This is a genomic window from Cereibacter ovatus (genome assembly GCF_900207575.1).
In the GTDB taxonomy this organism is placed as follows: Bacteria; Pseudomonadota; Alphaproteobacteria; order Rhodobacterales; family Rhodobacteraceae; genus Cereibacter_A; species Cereibacter_A ovatus.
Window position 1 is genome coordinate 37,040 of record NZ_OAOQ01000019.1, and the last position, 15,245, is coordinate 52,284.

The window sequence follows — 15,245 nt, forward strand, 5'->3', positions numbered from 1 at the left end:
ACCGACCCTCAGCGGATACCGAATATCCTGGAGAACCGGCGCCACAGGCCATCCGCCGCAGATTTCTTTCGCCGCGGCGATTTCAAAGTCTGCCGCAGCAGGGCAAGGCGCTTCTCGTCGATTTCGAAAGCGTCGGAAATCAGCCGAACCTCTCGGTCGAGCGTCGGCAGGCGTCCGATCCGGCGATAGTCGATCCCGTCGAAGACAATCCCGTGATGGTCCCTTAGCCACAGAAGGTCGGTCGATCCCTCATCCATATATCGGCCCGAAGCTTTGGCGGGGCCTGCGGCGTAACCTGACGATCCGCCTCGCGGAGCCGCTCGCGGAAACGGCGCTTTTCGGACGTGGGGATGTCGTCCTTGTCCGGCTGATGCCGGATCTGGAAATCCTGCATCAGCAGGGCTGCCTCGGCCGACATCGTCTCGTTGACCTGAACCGCGGGGGCGAGTGGGATATCCTCTCGTCCGAGCGCGTGAAACAGGAAATCTTCGGCAATGTCGCCGGATCGGAGTCCATTCCGCTCGTATTTCCGAACCGCCACGCAGCCGGGGAACCGGCTTTCCCACAGCTCGATGTCCTTGCGCCACGAAATCGGACGCGGCTGGGTCAACAGACCAGAGTATTTCACCGTCTGTTGCAGCATCGAGGTCAGCCACGTCGACGGCTGTCGAAGATAAAGCGTGACGTGGATGTTGCCAAAAGTTTCGCGCAGCCTTTCGCAGAGCATGTCGCCCCCAGGAAGACCGATGCGGCTGGAAACATACTCGGTTGACAGGATGACGCCTGCGGGCCGGCACGCCTCGATCTCGGCCAACATCCGTGTCCACATGCGATCGAACACCGCGGGGCCATTGTCGCGGCCGTAGCGGCTGACCATCAGCCGCGGCCCCCGGTTCGCGAAGTCGAGAGACAGCGCCAGAAAATGATGGGCGTTGGCCGTTTCGGTCTGGGGATACAGCCACCCCGCACCCAGCAGCGCCGCGCGCGAGGCGGCAAGGCGGCTTTGAAGCGCGGTCGTGCCGGTCTTCGGCAAGCCGGCATGCAGGGCTAGATCTGGTTTCACGACCCTCTCTCGGTATGTTTGCTACGGAATGATTGCGACGGGCTGCCGACATCGGCGCTGTGGTCCATCGCCTGTCGATACCAACCGGCACGACGACGCAGAACCTCGTCGTCCAGTTTGCGCAGCGTCAGCAGGATCGAGCGGCTGCGTGTCAGGGCGCGATGCCTGCTTGCTTCGGACCCGCTCGCCTCGAGAAAAGCCTTGCCCGACGAGAGCCGCGCCACCCAGCCGGCGCTTCCCACAAACCGCGAGTCAGCGCAGGGCTGCGAAAGGGGCAGATCCCACGGGTCGGACGTCCAATGCTGCCACGGGCCGGGCACCCCCAGACGCATCAGAAGATCGACCTTGGGCCGGCGACCATAGGGATGCGCCTCATCGAAGGTTTCGACCGTGTCAGCGCGAAACAGGATCTGGGGCTCTTCGTTCGCGAGGATCGAGCCCGTATCGCCGTGCAGGATCTGATTGTCGGTCATCCAAGCCATTGGCACGGCGAAATACTTGAGATGTCCCTGCGCATCGACCGCCTGACGGATGTCATCCCAACTGCATCGGGGCAGGAAGCAGTTTCCGTCCCAGGGCAGAACCCATTTTGCTTCCGACCGGCCGGTTGCCAGGGCGATGTTGCGGGCGCCGTTGTTGTGCATCACATAATTGTTGCGCAGCCGATAGGTCTGGACCGTGGCGCGAAGCTGGGTCTCGGGGTCCAGACGCCGGAAATCCGCGCTTTGGAAGAAGTCTGCGCCCCCGGGGAACAGGCTGAAGTCGAGCGGGATCTTTGCATATTCGTCGAAGTCGAAGGGAATGCGAATGTAATCCTGCCGGTGATCCTCAAGCAACCGCAGAAGCTTCTGTTCCTGTTCGGGATCGTAGATCCGGTTCAGCACCCATTTCTTGCGGCAATCCGTCAGTTCGCCTTCGTGCTCAAGGATGAACCCGAGGTTCGTGATCGACTGCCCCGCCGCATGGCGCGGTTCCAGGTCGTTGCCGATGATCCGATAAAGAACAAACTCGTCCTTCATTCGGTTCTGCCCGATGTCAGGGACCGAAGGGTTCGCCAACGGGGCGGCATCGTGTTGCCATGACCTGTCCGGAACCACGCTTGGCGTGGCCTTCGCGGGAACCGGGGCGCTGTTCGCAACCTTGCTCCTGCATTTCCGTCGGGACCACCTGAGAAGACGAACCCCCAGCGCCGCCGGCAGCAGCACCGGTGACAGCGCCAGAAGATAGGGGGCCAAAAGCAGCAGCCGCTGTCGCTTGAGGCGCTTTATTCTGGCCTGCATGGGCGCGTTCACGTCAAAAGGCTCTGACGCGGGCCCCGCCGGCGGGGCCGCATAGCTGACCTGGAAAAAGGCGGGGATCACGTCTTGAAACGCGTTGGAATCAACGCTGAGTGGGGTGACATGAAACTCGGCCATCCGGCCCACCATCCGCACCGGTTTGAAGAACCGTTCAACGAGGCGATAATTGGGACGGTCCTTGTAGTCGTCGAACAGGATACGGGTGGGCTTCTTGCAGTTGATGCAAACAGACAGGAAGCAGGCCGCGCGGAACCGCCCGTCAATCAGGACGACATCCGGCGAGGGAAAGCCGGGAACCGACCAGGGCGCCAGCGGATATCGATGGAAGTCCGTCCAGTGCTCGGAATTGACAGGTTTGCCCCATTTGCCGACCGGCCCGATATCGACATGATGGATGACGGGCATCGAGAGCGGTGACTCTGCCGCAAGCCGGGCGGCAATGTCATGCGCCCAGGCACGATCGCTTTCCACACTCAGGATGGTCTTGTCTGGCATCTGCGCGGCGATCCATGTGGACCCGCCCGATCCAAACTCCAGAATGACACTCGCCTCCGCATAGGCTTCGCGCACAAGCGCGGCCTCAGCCGGTGGCATCAGGGGAGCAGTGGACAACGTTCAACTTTCCTTTGTGGCTTCGGCCGCACGGGGCGCCGTGGCTGGATCTCAATTCCCCGTTACTTGAGAATAAAGAGCCGACCGCCGGCCCGCCAGTGCCGACAGTCGCCCCACGATCCAGCCCGCGCTGCGCGCGACATCGACATAGGTCCGCCCCCGGGTCAGCGGCAGCGCAAGGATCAGGGCCATGACCAGCACTGCCCGCAGTGGCACGCTGACCAGCACGCCAAAGCGCGAAGCCGGCCTTTTCGCGATCCGGCGCAGGAAATGGGTGTTCGACTGGTCGCGACCGCGGCGGAACTGGTAAAGGAACGACAGGCGCTCGGGCGGGACAGTCTCATGGACGAAGGCATCCGTCACCCAGCCCACCCTTAGTCCGGCCGCGCGGGCATCGGCGCAGAATTTTGCATCCGAGCCGCCGGTAAAGCGCATGGTCTCGTCGAACCACAGGCCATGTTCGGTGAACAGCCCCGTCTCGGCCAGCCAGTTGTTGGTGACAACCGTCACCCCCGGGCAGCCCGGCAGATCGGCGCGGCGTGCCGCGCGGGCCTCTTTGCGCAGGTAGCGCGCCGAAAGGCTTCGGTGCATCAGCCGTTCCGACCAGCGCGCCGCCGGATCGGTCAGCGGGCCGATGCGCAAGGGCGCCCCGATCAGCACCGCATCCGATCTCCGATAGCCCGCCACCAGACGGTCCAGCCAGTCGGGGGCCACTTCCTCGTCGTCGTCCACGAAGGCCAGAAGGTCGGCGCCCCCCGCGATCGCCTCGCGTGCGGCGCGGTTGCGCGCGAAGGGAATGCCGAGTTCGGGTTCCAGAACATAGGCCAGGGCCGCGCCGTTGGGCATCCGGCAGGTCTCGACCATCTGGCGGGAATTCTCGGCGCTGTCGTTCTCGACCACAAGGCAGCGCAGGGTGCAGTCCGGCGGCAGGACCATCCGCCCCCATGACAGCAAAAGCGCCTGCAACATCGTCGGCCGTTGCCGGGTCAGGGTCGCCACGACGATGGTCAGGTGTCGGTTTCTGGCTGGATTACTGGTCATATACGTCATCTCGTCCGATTGCCGGGCAGGTGCCCGGTCCCCCCACCGGGGGAGAGCCGTCAAAAGCCCATGTCCTCATAACTTGCCCGTGAGGGTTGTGAAACCCGTCGCGTTGACGAAAGCGGCAACAGCAGCATCTGGCCGCCCGCAGGCTGGCAGGCGGGTAGAGCAGTCGACGCCTTGCGGACAAGCTGCTAGGAGGTCCGCCGACGACACAAGCCGGCCAGAGGGACATGCGGATGACCAGACGGGGACGACAGGCCCTTCAGAACGGGCCCCATGGTCGGGCACCGCGAAGCCTGCTGTGGCGGCTGCTGCGCGAAAGCGTTCCGCAGCATCGGGGCAAGTATCTGGCGGCCATCGTTGCCATGGTGCTGGTGGCGGTCTCGACGGCGATGACGGCCTGGGTCATGGGCGCGATCGTGGATTCGATGAACGACAGCGAGAACCGCGGCCGCATCTTCCTTGTCGCGGCGGCGGTGGCGGTGGTCTTTTTCATGAAGGGCGCCGCCTCGTTCGCGCAGATGGTGCTGATGACCAAGGCCGGCAGCAGCATCGTGGCGGAAAAGCAGATCCAGCTTTACAACCGGCTGCTGGAACAGGGTCTGAACTATTTCAGCACCACCGACTCATCGAATGTGCTGGTGCGGGTGACGCAAAGCGCGCAGCGGGCGCGCAAGGTGATCGACACCATCGTGACCGGCTTCGTGCGCGATGCCCTGACGCTGCTGGGGCTGGTGGGGGTGATGGTCTATCAGCAGCCTGTGCTGTCGCTGGTCTGTCTGGTGGTCGGGCCGGTCGCGCTGTTCTTCATCCAGAAGATCCTGGCCCGGGTCCGCGCGCTGACCGCACAGGAACTGTCGGGCCAGGCCGAGATCATCAAGGTGGTGCAGGAAACCGCCACCGGGGTGCGGGTCATCAAGGCCTTCGCGCTGGAACGGCGGATGGCCCTGCGTATGGAAAACGCCGTGCGCCGGGTGGAAAAGCGCATCAACAAGATGGCCCGACTGGAGGCCGCGACCACGCCGCTGATGGACACGCTGACCGGGCTTGCGATCGCGGGGGTGGTGATGCTGAGCGCGGTCAGCGTTTTCGGCCAGTCGGTGGGCACGCCGGGGCAGTTGATGTCCTTCGTCACCGCGTTCCTCATGGCCTATGAACCGGCCAAGCGGCTGTCAAAGATGCGGGTTTCGATCGAACGTGGCATGAAGGGGGTGCAGATGATGTATGACCTTCTCGACCAGCCGCGCATGATGATCGATCCGCCCGATGCGGTGGACCTGCCCGACGGGCCGGGGGCGCTGAAACTGGAGGGCGTGCGCTTCGGCTATCCCCGCGGCAAGGCGGTGATCGACGGGATCACGCTTGATTTTCCGACCGGGCGGACGACGGCGCTGGTCGGCCCCTCGGGCGGGGGCAAGTCCACGCTGCTGAACCTGATCCTGCGGCTTTACGACCCCGACGAGGGCCGCATCACCCTGGATGGCTGCGACCTGCGGCAGGCCACCGCCGCCTCGCTGCGGCGCAAGATCGCCTATGTCGGGCAGGATACGTTCCTGTTCTCGGCCACGGTGATGGAGAACCTGCGTCTCGTGCGGCCCAATGCCACCGACGACGAGGTGCACAAGGCCGCCCGCATCGCCCATGCCGACGAATTCATCCAGACCCTGCCGCAAGGGTATGACACGCCGATCGGCGAGAACGGCGCCTTCCTGTCGGGCGGCCAGCGCCAGCGTCTGGCCATCGCGCGGGCGGTGCTGCGGCAGGCGCCGATCCTGCTGCTGGACGAAGCCACCAGCGCGCTCGACAGTCATTCCGAGGCAATGGTGCGCGACGCGCTGGACCGCATTACCGTGGGCGTCACCACCATCGTGGTGGCGCACCGGCTGTCGACCGTGCTGAAGGCAGACCTGATCTGCTATCTGGAAGGTGGCCGCATCGTCGAGACCGGCAGCCTCGATCAGCTTCTGACCCGGAACGGCAGATTCCGCGCGCTTTACGAACAGCAGTTCGCACCCGCCTGAGGGCGACCGCGCAAAAGCCGCGCCCCAGGGGGAACCCTGTCGCGAGTAGCGCGACACCGCCGCTTGCTGCCCTTTGCGTCCCGTGAACCGCGGCGCCGGGACGTGAATTGATGGGCGGATTACGGCCCCGCGTCGCGCAAATGATGCGTCCGCTTCCGCCCTCGGCCCGGTTAGCGGCAGGCGTGCGTCAGGGTGCGTCGGCGTCGCGGTCCGCCGGCGTTTCGTCGCCGGGAGCCGGGGAGGGAATGCCCGCGACCTCGGCGATGCGGCGGGCATATTCAGGCGAGCTGACCCATTCGAGGATCCGGGCGAGGCTTGCGTTCAGCTGCGCCACCTCATCGGTCGGCAGCGGGGCCAGCAGAAGCGCCTCAAGCCGGTCGGACAGGACTTCCGACCGCGAGCGGGCCATCTGCCCCAGCTCTGTCGTGAACAGCCGGAACTTCCGTGCGTCGTTGCGCGCGTTCTCGCGGCGGATCAGCTCCATCGACAAAAGCCGTTGCAGCATCCGCGAGATCTTGGTCCGCTCGACCGCGATTCGCTGGCTGATCTCGACGAAGCTGGTGCCGGGGTCGTCGTCGATCATCCGCAGCAGGCGCACCTCAAGGATCGTAAGTCCCGTCTCTCGCACGAACAGGTCGTCGTTCGACGCGATGGCGCGGTGGGCGATGGCGTCGAGCCGGTAGGTGAAGCGTTCCGTTGCGTGCATCGAGGGCATGGCAGATCCTGAAGCGGGACAGTCAACTGCCAGAACTAACCGAATGATATCAAGATGCAACAGTGGAACCGCGCAAATTCTTCCGGCCGCGGGTCCGAAAGCATGCACACCTTGCGGCGCCGCCCGCGGCGTTCTTGGGAATTGGCGCCGTTTTCCTGGGATGCGCCTGTCCGCCCTTCGATGCTCGACACTTTAGTGGCAAACAGCAATAGTTGCATTGTGAACGCAATTTGATCTCAATCAATGACAGGATGCCGCGGCAAGGGCAGGCTGGGATCACAACACGAAGCGTCCGCAGGTTCATCCTGTCCTCTGTCCTTCCGGCACCATGTCCCCCCGGAAACTTCGTGGATGGCATTTCAGCATTGGGGAAGCATGATGAGTAACTCATCCATACCGGCCTACAGGGGCACCGACCGCCTGCTGTACGGCATCATCCTGGGGGTTCTGGCCTTCTGGCTGTTCGCCCAGACCACGCTCAACATCGCGCCGAAGATGGCCGAGGATCTGGGCATCGAGCAAAGCCTGATGAACATCGCCGTCTCGATCACGGCGCTGTTTTCAGGGATCTTCATCGTCGTCGTCGGCGGGCTGGCCGACCGGGTCGGCCGCGTCCGGGTCGTTCTTTGGGGGTTCATCCTGTCGATCATCGGATCGCTGCTTGTGGGTCTCGCGCCCACCGGCGCCATGGGCTCGACCTTCCTGATGGCGGGCCGGATCTTTCAGGGCCTCTCGGCCGCCTGCATCATGCCGGCCAGCCTTGCGCTGGTGAAGACCTACTGGGACGGCGCCGAGCGGCAGCGTGCCATCAGCCTGTGGTCGATGGGGTCGTGGGGCGGATCGGGCTTTGCCGCGCTTTTCGGCGGGCTCATGGCCTCGAACGTCGGCTGGCGCTACATCTTCATCATCTCGGCGGTCGTGGCGCTGATCGGCTTTTTCATGGTGCGCGGCACCCCCGAAAGCAAGGCCGAGACCAAGGGCGACTACAAGCTTGACGTGGTGGGTATCGGCTCGTTCCTCTTGGCGATGGTGGCGCTTCAGATCGTGGCGACCCAGGCCAGCAAGATGGGCTGGACCAGCCCGGCCACCTTGGGCCTGACGGCGGTCGCGGTGATCTTCGGCATCATCTTCTTCCGCACCGAAAGCGGCAATCCGCAGGCCTTCGTCAACTTCCGCCTGTTCGACAACCGGATCTACACCGGGGCCACGATCTCGAACTTCATGCTGAATGGCATCGCGGGGGCGATCATCGTCTCGATGCTGCTGTTGCAGATGGGTGGCGCGATGACCGCGCAGGCGGCGGGTCTTCTGACGCTTGGCTATGCGATCACCATCGTGGCTTTCATCCGGGTCGGCGAAAAGCTGTTGCAACGGTTCGGGGCGCGCAAGCCGATGATCTGGGGTTGCCTGATCTCGGGTCTGTCGATCCTGCTGCTGATGCCGACGAACCTGATGCTTGGCGATTACAAGATCCTCGTGGTGATCTCGTACATCCTGCTGGGTCTTGGCCTTGCCTTCTACGCCACGCCCTCGACTGACGCCGCGCTGTCCAACCTTCCGGCCGAGCAGGCGGGTGCGGGCGCGGGCATCTACAAGATGGCCTCGTCGCTGGGTGGCTCGTTCGGGGTGGCGCTGTCGGCCGCGATCTTCACCGCGCTGAAGGCCGATACCGACGGCATCAGCTGGCTTGAAGGCGTGATCACCTTCGTCGGCCGGCAGGACAACCTTGCCACCCGTGAAGCGGCGATGATCGCGCTTGGCTTCAACCTGCTGATGGTGGCCGTCGCGATCCTGACGATCCTGCTGACCGTCCCCGCCGCGCGCAAGGCGCCGGCCCAGGCCTGACCCCTTCGGGCTGCACGCAGCCCCCTTCCAGACAAGGAAATTCGCCATGATTGCGATCCGGAAAGAACTTGAAGCCGCCCAGGGCGAGATGTCCGAGTGGTTCGAACACATGCACCGCCACCCCGAGCTTTCGATGCACGAGGACAAAACCGCCGCCTTCATCGCTGACAAGCTGCGCGGCTGGGGCTATGAGGTCGAGACCGGCGTGGGCCGGCACGGCATCGTCGCCTCGATGACCGTGGGCAGCAGCGGCAAGGCGATCGGCCTGCGCGCCGATTTCGACGCGCTGCCGATCCAGGAGGTCAACAGCCTTACCTACCAGAGCACCGTGCCCGGCGTCGCCCATCTTTGCGGCCACGACGGCCACACCGCGATGCTTCTGGGCGCGGCGCAGCACCTTGCCCGCACCCGCGCCTTCAACGGCACGGTGCGGCTGATCTTCCAGCCGGCCGAAGAAACCATGCAGGGCGCGCCCGCCATGATCCGCGACGGGCTGTTCACCCGCTTTCCCATGGATGCGGTCTTCGGGATGCACAACATGCCCGGCCTGAAACCCGGCGAGTTCTATTTCGCCGATGGCGACATGATGGCCGCGGTGGACAACTGGGAGATCGAGTTGACCGGCAAGGGCGGCCATGGCTCGATGCCGGAACTGTCAATCGATCCGGTGGTGGCGGGCGCCTCGCTGGTGATGGCGCTACAGACCATCGTGGCGCGGAACGTGGCGCCGCAGCATCGCGCCGTGGTGACGGTGGGGGCTTTCCTGTCGGGCAACGCCGGCAACGTGATCGCGCAGACCGCGACGCTGCGCCTGTCGATCCGCACCACCACGCCCGAGGATCGCGACCTGGTTCTGGGCAAGGTCCGTTCGATCACCCGCACGCAGGCCGAATGCTATGATTGCAGCTACGAGATCCGCGAGGGCCAGCCGGGGGCGGTTCTCGTCAACGACCCGGCCGAGACCGCCCGCGCCGCGGCCATCGCCCGCGCGGCCTTCGGCGAAGAGGTGGTGCATCACCCCGGCCCGACCTATCTCGGCTCCGAGGATTTCGCCTTCATGCTACAGCAGAAAAAGGGCACCTACTGCCTGATCGGCAACGGCGACACGAAGATGGTCCACCACCCGGAATATATGTTCGACAAGACGAACCTGCCGATCGGCGCGGCCTACTGGGTGGCGCTTGTGCAAGGGTATCTGGCCTGACATCCTTTGATACGGCAAAGGCCCGGCGTCACCGCCGGGCCTTTCGCGTTTCATGCCCCGGGTGGGCGCTATTCCACCTCGCCGTGCGCGCCCGGAGTGCGGCCGGGGCGGGCGCGATAGACGGGCAGCGCCCAGTCGAAGCGGATCGCAAGGCTGCGGATGACGAAGGCGGCGACCAGTCCCGCCCCCATCGCCCAAAGCCGAGGCAGGTCCGCAGCAAGGGCAAGGATGAACAGCAGCGACCCTGCCGCCGAGGCCGACACATAAACCTCGCGCCGCAAGAGGATCGAGGGCTCCTGCCCAAGCGTATCGCGCAGGATGCCACCAACGGCTGCGGTGATGACCCCCATCACCATGGCGACAAGCGGACTTGCCCCGGCGTCCAGGCCCTTGGCCGTGCCCGCGATCGTGACCAGCGCCATCCCGAAGGCGTCGAGATAAAGCAGCAGCCGGTAGCGCGAATGAACGAGATGGGCCGAGAAATGCACCAGCCCCGCCGCCCCAAGGCAGAGCGCCACCGGCAAGGGGTTCACGACCCAGAACACCGGCACGCCCAGCAGCAGGTCGCGCAGCGTGCCGCCGCCGACGCCGGTCACCATCCCGAGCCAGAGAAAGCCCACGATGTCCATCTGCTTGCGCGAGGCGACCAGCGCGCCGGTGATGGCAAAGACCACCGCCGAGGCCAGGTCGAGCACGACCAGTACGGGAAGAACGGGCTCCAACTCGGTCACGACAATCCTCCGGGATCGGGAAAAGGGAACTTCTGTCGGCTCGCATCAGAAGGGCCGAAATGCGAGCGTTGTGCAACGATCTAACCATCCGCCGCGGATCGAGCAACCTGATCTTATCTACAAAAACGCGGTATTGTCGTCCATAATCGAAATCCGAAGTTCCGATACGATTGCGCCGTGCATGTAAATGCACCGGACGAACCCGTGCAGCGAACACTGTGCCGCGCGGGTGGCTTTCGAACCCATCCGCACCTTCCCGCCGGCCGCATCGCCAACGAGCGCGGGGATGATCGCCTGACGCGCGGCTTCCGGTTGCGGCCCATGGCCCGAGAGATCCCCAAGTCCGGCGTCACGCCGCTTCGATCCTTTGTCGTCACCTGCGCAGGCCGCCCGCCTTGTAGACCAGTTCATGGGGCTGGCGCCGATCGACGATACGCCCGTGATCCGGTTCGGGGTAGAAAAGCGGTCAACGGATTCACCTTCAACCGCCAGCTGCGCATGACATTGGCGCCGCTCGCTATCTTTTCCTTGACGAAGCCGGTGCCGATCATCAGGTCGAAAAGATGAACGCCATCAGCCCTGAGGCATTCGGAAAGAGCCAGAAGCTCGTGCCATCCCGGAGAGCCGGCGGCGAAACAGGGATCGTAGGCGATCTTCGAGTAGAATGCCGTATCCCCGCGCCGGAATGTCAGGCTGGCGGCTGCGGTCTGATCGCCCACACGCAGGCGATGGCCAAGCGCACGACCCTGCGCGGCCAGCCGCATCGCAAGATCACGAAAGTAGTGCTCGGTCTGCGGGCGTTGGATCCAGTTGGCGCCATCGTGGTCGGCCAGCTTGCTGCGCTTGAACCGGAAAATCCAGGCCACCAGTTCCGCCAGGTCTTCGGGGGTTCTGTGTTGCTCGAAGGTAACCGGCCCCATCGCCTCAAGTTTGCGGCGGTAGTTGCGCAAATCCTTGCGCCGCCGCGGGGACAAGCGGTCCAGGACCGGCCCCATCGAAAGATCTATATGGGGTGTCGGCACCGGACAGCCTGGCTCTGCGCCGAGAAAGGCACAGAAACGCGCCAGTGCGCTGTCGTCGGGAACGTAGTCCACCTTCAGCTTGCGAAGGCCGGGCTGCGCCAGAAGCCCTTTTGCCAGAAGCGGAAAGACGTCTTTCTCGCGGTCGGGCCGGCACAAGAGATCAGAGTAAAGCGGAGTGTCGCTGTCGGCCCAATGGAGAACGCCAAGGCCAATCCAACCCTGACCCCAGACCATGGGGGCGGCGGCGATCATCGTTTCGCCCTCGAACACGGTCAGCACAAACGGGCTGGCGCGGCACTTGGCCATCTGAACCGTCAGGTTTGCCAGTGTGGCCGCCGCGTCATGGAAAATCGCCGTCGCACCGAGCCTGTCCGCAAGTGCGTTCCACTGGTCCGCTTGGCCAGAGACCTCGTCCAGCGTGGTCGACAGGCGGAGGATGAGCGTCATGGCATGAACCTTCTCAGTCGCCTGGCAATGCGTTGGACGGGGGACAGTCTTTCATCTGCCAGCGCCAGCCCCGCCCGCCGAAGTGTCTTGCGGTGGCGCTGGATCTCGTTCAGATCCCGCCCCATCACCATCAGACGCATATTGGTGGGCCCGTTGGGCATGCTGGCCACCTGCGGATCGAAAAGGCCCAGAACGACAAGCCAGCCTTCGTGAATCAGTGGCCAGAGCCGGGCGAGAAGCACGCGGGAAGGCGTGTCGGATGTCGCAAAGATCAGGTCGGCCATATCAAATCCGCGTGCTGCCCCAAGGGCACCGAAGGCCATCAGGAATGGCGTGCTGGCATTCGGACGGAAATTGAGGTCGATCGCGACTGGCGGTCCATCCTCGCGTTCAAGAATATCAAAGCCCGCGATACCGCGGTAGCCAAGCTGCGCCGCTGCGGCAGCGATCGTCAGGGCCAGTGCGCATGTCTCGGACGACGGCTGCGCCGCCGGGTCAAACCTGTTCCCGAGGTAGATGCCAGAGGCTCTTGTGCGCTGCATGCTTGAACCAAGGAACGCGACCTCGTTCTTGCCGGCACAGGTGCATTGAACACAGAAATTGGCGGTGTAGGGAACGCGCGCCTCGATCACGATACGATCCGCGCCGGCCAGACCCGTGCGGGCACGGGTGACATGCCGCTTCCGGCGAAGAACCCAGACCCCGGCTCCGCCAGAGGATGACGGCAACCGGGCGTCCTTCACGACAAGGCCCGGCCGCAGTGCCGCCAGCGCCTGCGCAACATCTGCCCGCCCCTCGATGACCCGGCGCTTCGTGCGGTTTTCCGGCGGAACCAAGCGGTCGATCGCGCTGCGCAGGTTCAGATCGGCGATCAGGGACGGCGGCACAACTATCGGTTCGTCGGGAAAGAGACCGAGGGGCACGGGACAGGTGAACCATGCGCGTCCCCCCTGCGCCATCCGTTCGCAGACGCGGGCCACATACCCGTCCCGGCTGTCGAAGCGGTCGACAGCCGTCGGCGGCGAAAGACCTGAAGCTGCGATTGCATCCAGCAGCGGTGCGGTCGAGGCCGCCTCGTGCGCCAGAATGGGCAGACTTCCACAAACCGCCAGAAGTGCGCCGCTCAACGCTTCGGCCTGCTGTCCGACGAAAGGCGATCCCGGCTGCATCTCTTCCAAAAGCCGCGGCGCGATGAAGGTGTCTTCGGGCACGAGTTCGGCAAGCGTGATCATGCGTTGCACGGTATCGCGAGTCGAATGGGGCTGTCCATCGACCAAGGAGGCACCGCTCGTCACCCCGGGGCGATGGGCAAATGCGCTGTGACCCGCCGCGAAGGGGATTGTCCACGTCGTCTGCATTTGCGCGCAGGATGGTGGCGTGCACGATCCTGCCGTCGGGGCCATCGGCACCGTGGGAAGCCGCACGATCACACGGCGGGTTCGGGGTTCAGCACCAGCCGCAAGCGGCCCTACCGGCGCAAGTTTTCCGAAGGCGCGGCGGCAGCCCTCAGGTAACGGCGCCGCCGCTTCCATCGCTTGAACTTTCGGTGCAGCGTTTCAAGTGCCAGCGCCCGCGTCAGCCGGTCGCGACGGTCAAACGCCGCGATGGCGCGGTCGATGGCGTGCGGCAGATCCGTCGGCCTGCGGTTGGCCACGGCCGCCGCGCGCATATCCAGCAGATCGGTCCGTGTCCCGCGCCCATCGGCAATCACCCGTCCGTCGACAAAGTCCGCCCTGTCATAGGTCGGGGCGCGGTCGAACCCGTCAAGAACCGCCAGCGCATTCAGCATGAACACGCAATCCGGGCAGGTTCCGCAATTGGCATCGTCGTAGTCGCAGACCCGCAGCCCCGCCATCAGATGCGGCTTGTCAAGGATACGGGCGATCTTGGAAAACCGCGGGGCAAGCGCGTGATGCACGCAGGCCACCGTCTCTGAACCCCAGAGCGGGTCGAGGTCGGGATGCGTTCCCCATGGGCGGAGATATGTCGCCTCATCCGCCGAAGATGCGATGAGGGCATGGCCGATTTCATCGCCAAGCATATGCGCTACGGCGGCAAGCACCGCACCATGATATTCCACCCAGCCGATCATACTGTCAAAGACGGCGCGGATATCGGTCGTGATCAGGACGTGCCGCATGCCTTCCGCCTGTGCCACCGCGCGAGTGGTGGCGGCAAGGCGCGTGACGCGATCGGTTTCGGTCGCGGGAACATCGGCGCCCACAAGGGTTATCAGCGTGTCGATCCGGGCGCGATCAAGGTCCAGGGAATATGAAGAGTCGACCCCACCGGAAAAGAACAGCGCGGTCCCCCGGCCTTTCGGCGGTGGTGACGGGTTCCCGGTCGCTGACCAGATGAGGGGCGACAGCCCCGGATACCAGCGCCTCAGAAGGGTGACGATCTCGCCCACGCGATTTGCAAGCGCCGGCCCGGGCGGGGGGCTGATGTGAAGCGGGGCATCGACCTCCATCGCCGGGATAAGGCCCAGGCACAAAAGCGCATCACCGGACCGCCGAAGCGGGGGGCCGTCGCTTTCGAACCGGACACGGCAAGGGGGCGCATTCCCCATGGCCACAAGAATGTCCGCGTGGCGAGGCGACGGCTGATCCGGCGCGAAAGCGAGTGAGAGGGCCGGGCGCCTCATGCTTGCGCCGCATGGGCGATGGTGCTGGCGTGCCGGGCTTGTCCGTGGCGCCGGATCGCTGCGGCGATCCGGCTGCCGCACAGGGCGGCCATTCCCGCGGTCACCATGGCGTGGCGCGGATCAGGCCCCTTGCCGACGGCACGATGCGCCGGACGCAGCTTGACGGCCTGATCCGCAAACCGTGCGAACGGGCCGGGCACGATAAGGCGGAGCGTGACGACGGCAAGGAATGCACCCAAGATGACCCATGGATCAGGCCGCGGCGATTTCGGTGCGCCGATGTCACGAAAAAAGGAATCGTGATAGCCAAAGCACCTTGGATCACCTGTCCAGACCGCGGCGATCCATGCCTGTGGACCGGGCTTTGGGATGGGAACCGAAACCGACACCGAAACCGACACTTTACATGTGCCCTTACCTTCAAATGGGGACACGTTCATCTTAGCAGCTGTGGTGACGAGAAAAAGGCGCATGCGATCATGGATCGCATGCTGCCGCCCGAGTGGTGGACAGATGTCCCGGTGCTTCGCGCGGCTGCCTGCGTTTGCCGGTCTGCTTCCACCAGATCGAAGCAGACCACGGCGGGCGGGTGTCAGCCA

Annotated in this window: 14 protein-coding genes; 4 read left to right on the forward strand and 10 right to left on the reverse strand. The window is 64.6% G+C overall.

The window, feature by feature from the left end; genetic code table 11:
* Positions 1 to 8 precede the first annotated feature (8 nt).
* The 4 genes from CRO07_RS15295 to CRO07_RS15310 all read right to left on the reverse strand — a co-directional run bounded on the left by CRO07_RS15295 (position 9) and on the right by CRO07_RS15310 (position 4,014).
* On the reverse strand, positions 9 to 257 hold the full coding sequence (locus CRO07_RS15295; protein ID WP_097031538.1) for a hypothetical protein: 249 nt from the start codon (positions 255 to 257) through the stop codon (positions 9 to 11).
* On the reverse strand, positions 224 to 1,063 hold the full coding sequence (locus CRO07_RS15300; protein ID WP_141400076.1) for a hypothetical protein: 840 nt from the start codon (positions 1,061 to 1,063) through the stop codon (positions 224 to 226). Before CRO07_RS15300 ends, CRO07_RS15295 begins: the two co-directional genes overlap by 34 nt.
* Positions 1,060 to 2,955: a hypothetical protein gene (locus CRO07_RS18765; RefSeq protein ID WP_204840026.1), complete on the reverse strand. Its 1,896-nt coding sequence runs from the start codon at positions 2,953 to 2,955 to the stop codon at positions 1,060 to 1,062. Before CRO07_RS18765 ends, CRO07_RS15300 begins: the two co-directional genes overlap by 4 nt.
* Before the next feature lie 69 nt (positions 2,956 to 3,024).
* Positions 3,025 to 4,014 carry a glycosyltransferase family 2 protein gene (locus tag CRO07_RS15310; RefSeq protein ID WP_097031540.1) on the reverse strand — a complete coding sequence of 330 codons (990 nt, stop codon included), beginning with the start codon at positions 4,012 to 4,014 and terminating at the stop codon, positions 3,025 to 3,027.
* Between the two features lie 239 nt (positions 4,015 to 4,253).
* Here CRO07_RS15310 and CRO07_RS15315 point away from each other — a divergent pair, with 239 nt between their 5' ends.
* Positions 4,254 to 6,038, forward strand: a complete 1,785-nt coding sequence (locus CRO07_RS15315; RefSeq protein WP_097031556.1) for an ABC transporter ATP-binding protein — start codon at positions 4,254 to 4,256, stop codon at positions 6,036 to 6,038.
* A 187-nt stretch (positions 6,039 to 6,225) separates the two neighbouring features.
* On the opposite strand, the gene CRO07_RS15320 is transcribed toward CRO07_RS15315, so the two are convergent.
* Complete coding sequence (locus tag CRO07_RS15320) at positions 6,226 to 6,753, reverse strand: MarR family winged helix-turn-helix transcriptional regulator (protein WP_097031541.1); 528 nt, start codon at positions 6,751 to 6,753, stop codon at positions 6,226 to 6,228.
* Positions 6,754 to 7,131: 378 nt separating this feature from the next.
* Here CRO07_RS15320 and CRO07_RS15325 point away from each other — a divergent pair, with 378 nt between their 5' ends.
* Both CRO07_RS15325 and CRO07_RS15330 read left to right on the forward strand, forming a co-directional pair.
* Positions 7,132 to 8,598: an MFS transporter gene (locus CRO07_RS15325; RefSeq protein ID WP_097031557.1), complete on the forward strand. Its 1,467-nt coding sequence runs from the start codon at positions 7,132 to 7,134 to the stop codon at positions 8,596 to 8,598.
* 46 nt (positions 8,599 to 8,644) lie between these two features.
* Positions 8,645 to 9,802: an amidohydrolase gene (locus CRO07_RS15330; protein ID WP_176504592.1), complete on the forward strand. Its 1,158-nt coding sequence runs from the start codon at positions 8,645 to 8,647 to the stop codon at positions 9,800 to 9,802.
* 68 nt (positions 9,803 to 9,870) lie between these two features.
* Here CRO07_RS15330 and CRO07_RS15335 read toward each other — a convergent pair whose 3' ends face one another.
* From CRO07_RS15335 to CRO07_RS18455, 4 genes are all read right to left on the reverse strand, one after another.
* Positions 9,871 to 10,533 carry a trimeric intracellular cation channel family protein gene (locus CRO07_RS15335; protein WP_097031542.1) on the reverse strand — a complete coding sequence of 221 codons (663 nt, stop codon included), beginning with the start codon at positions 10,531 to 10,533 and terminating at the stop codon, positions 9,871 to 9,873.
* A 407-nt stretch (positions 10,534 to 10,940) separates the two neighbouring features.
* Positions 10,941 to 11,825: a GNAT family N-acetyltransferase gene (locus CRO07_RS15345; RefSeq protein ID WP_204840027.1), complete on the reverse strand. Its 885-nt coding sequence runs from the start codon at positions 11,823 to 11,825 to the stop codon at positions 10,941 to 10,943.
* A gap of 173 nt (positions 11,826 to 11,998) precedes the next feature.
* Positions 11,999 to 13,243: an ATP-grasp domain-containing protein gene (locus CRO07_RS15350; protein ID WP_204840028.1), complete on the reverse strand. Its 1,245-nt coding sequence runs from the start codon at positions 13,241 to 13,243 to the stop codon at positions 11,999 to 12,001.
* 227 nt (positions 13,244 to 13,470) lie between these two features.
* Positions 13,471 to 13,920 (reverse strand): hypothetical protein, encoded by a 450-nt coding sequence (locus CRO07_RS18455; protein WP_141400077.1) that lies wholly within the window; start codon positions 13,918 to 13,920, stop codon positions 13,471 to 13,473.
* Between the two features lie 99 nt (positions 13,921 to 14,019).
* On the opposite strand from CRO07_RS18455, the gene CRO07_RS18460 reads away from it, so the two are divergent.
* Complete coding sequence (locus CRO07_RS18460; RefSeq protein ID WP_141400078.1) at positions 14,020 to 14,277, forward strand: hypothetical protein; 258 nt, start codon at positions 14,020 to 14,022, stop codon at positions 14,275 to 14,277.
* Positions 14,278 to 14,642: 365 nt separating this feature from the next.
* Here the strand turns inward: CRO07_RS18460 and CRO07_RS15360 are convergent, their stop codons facing one another.
* Entirely contained in the window at positions 14,643 to 15,119 is a 477-nt protein-coding gene (locus CRO07_RS15360) for a hypothetical protein (protein ID WP_141400079.1), read from the reverse strand.
* Positions 15,120 to 15,245: the final 126 nt, after the last annotated feature.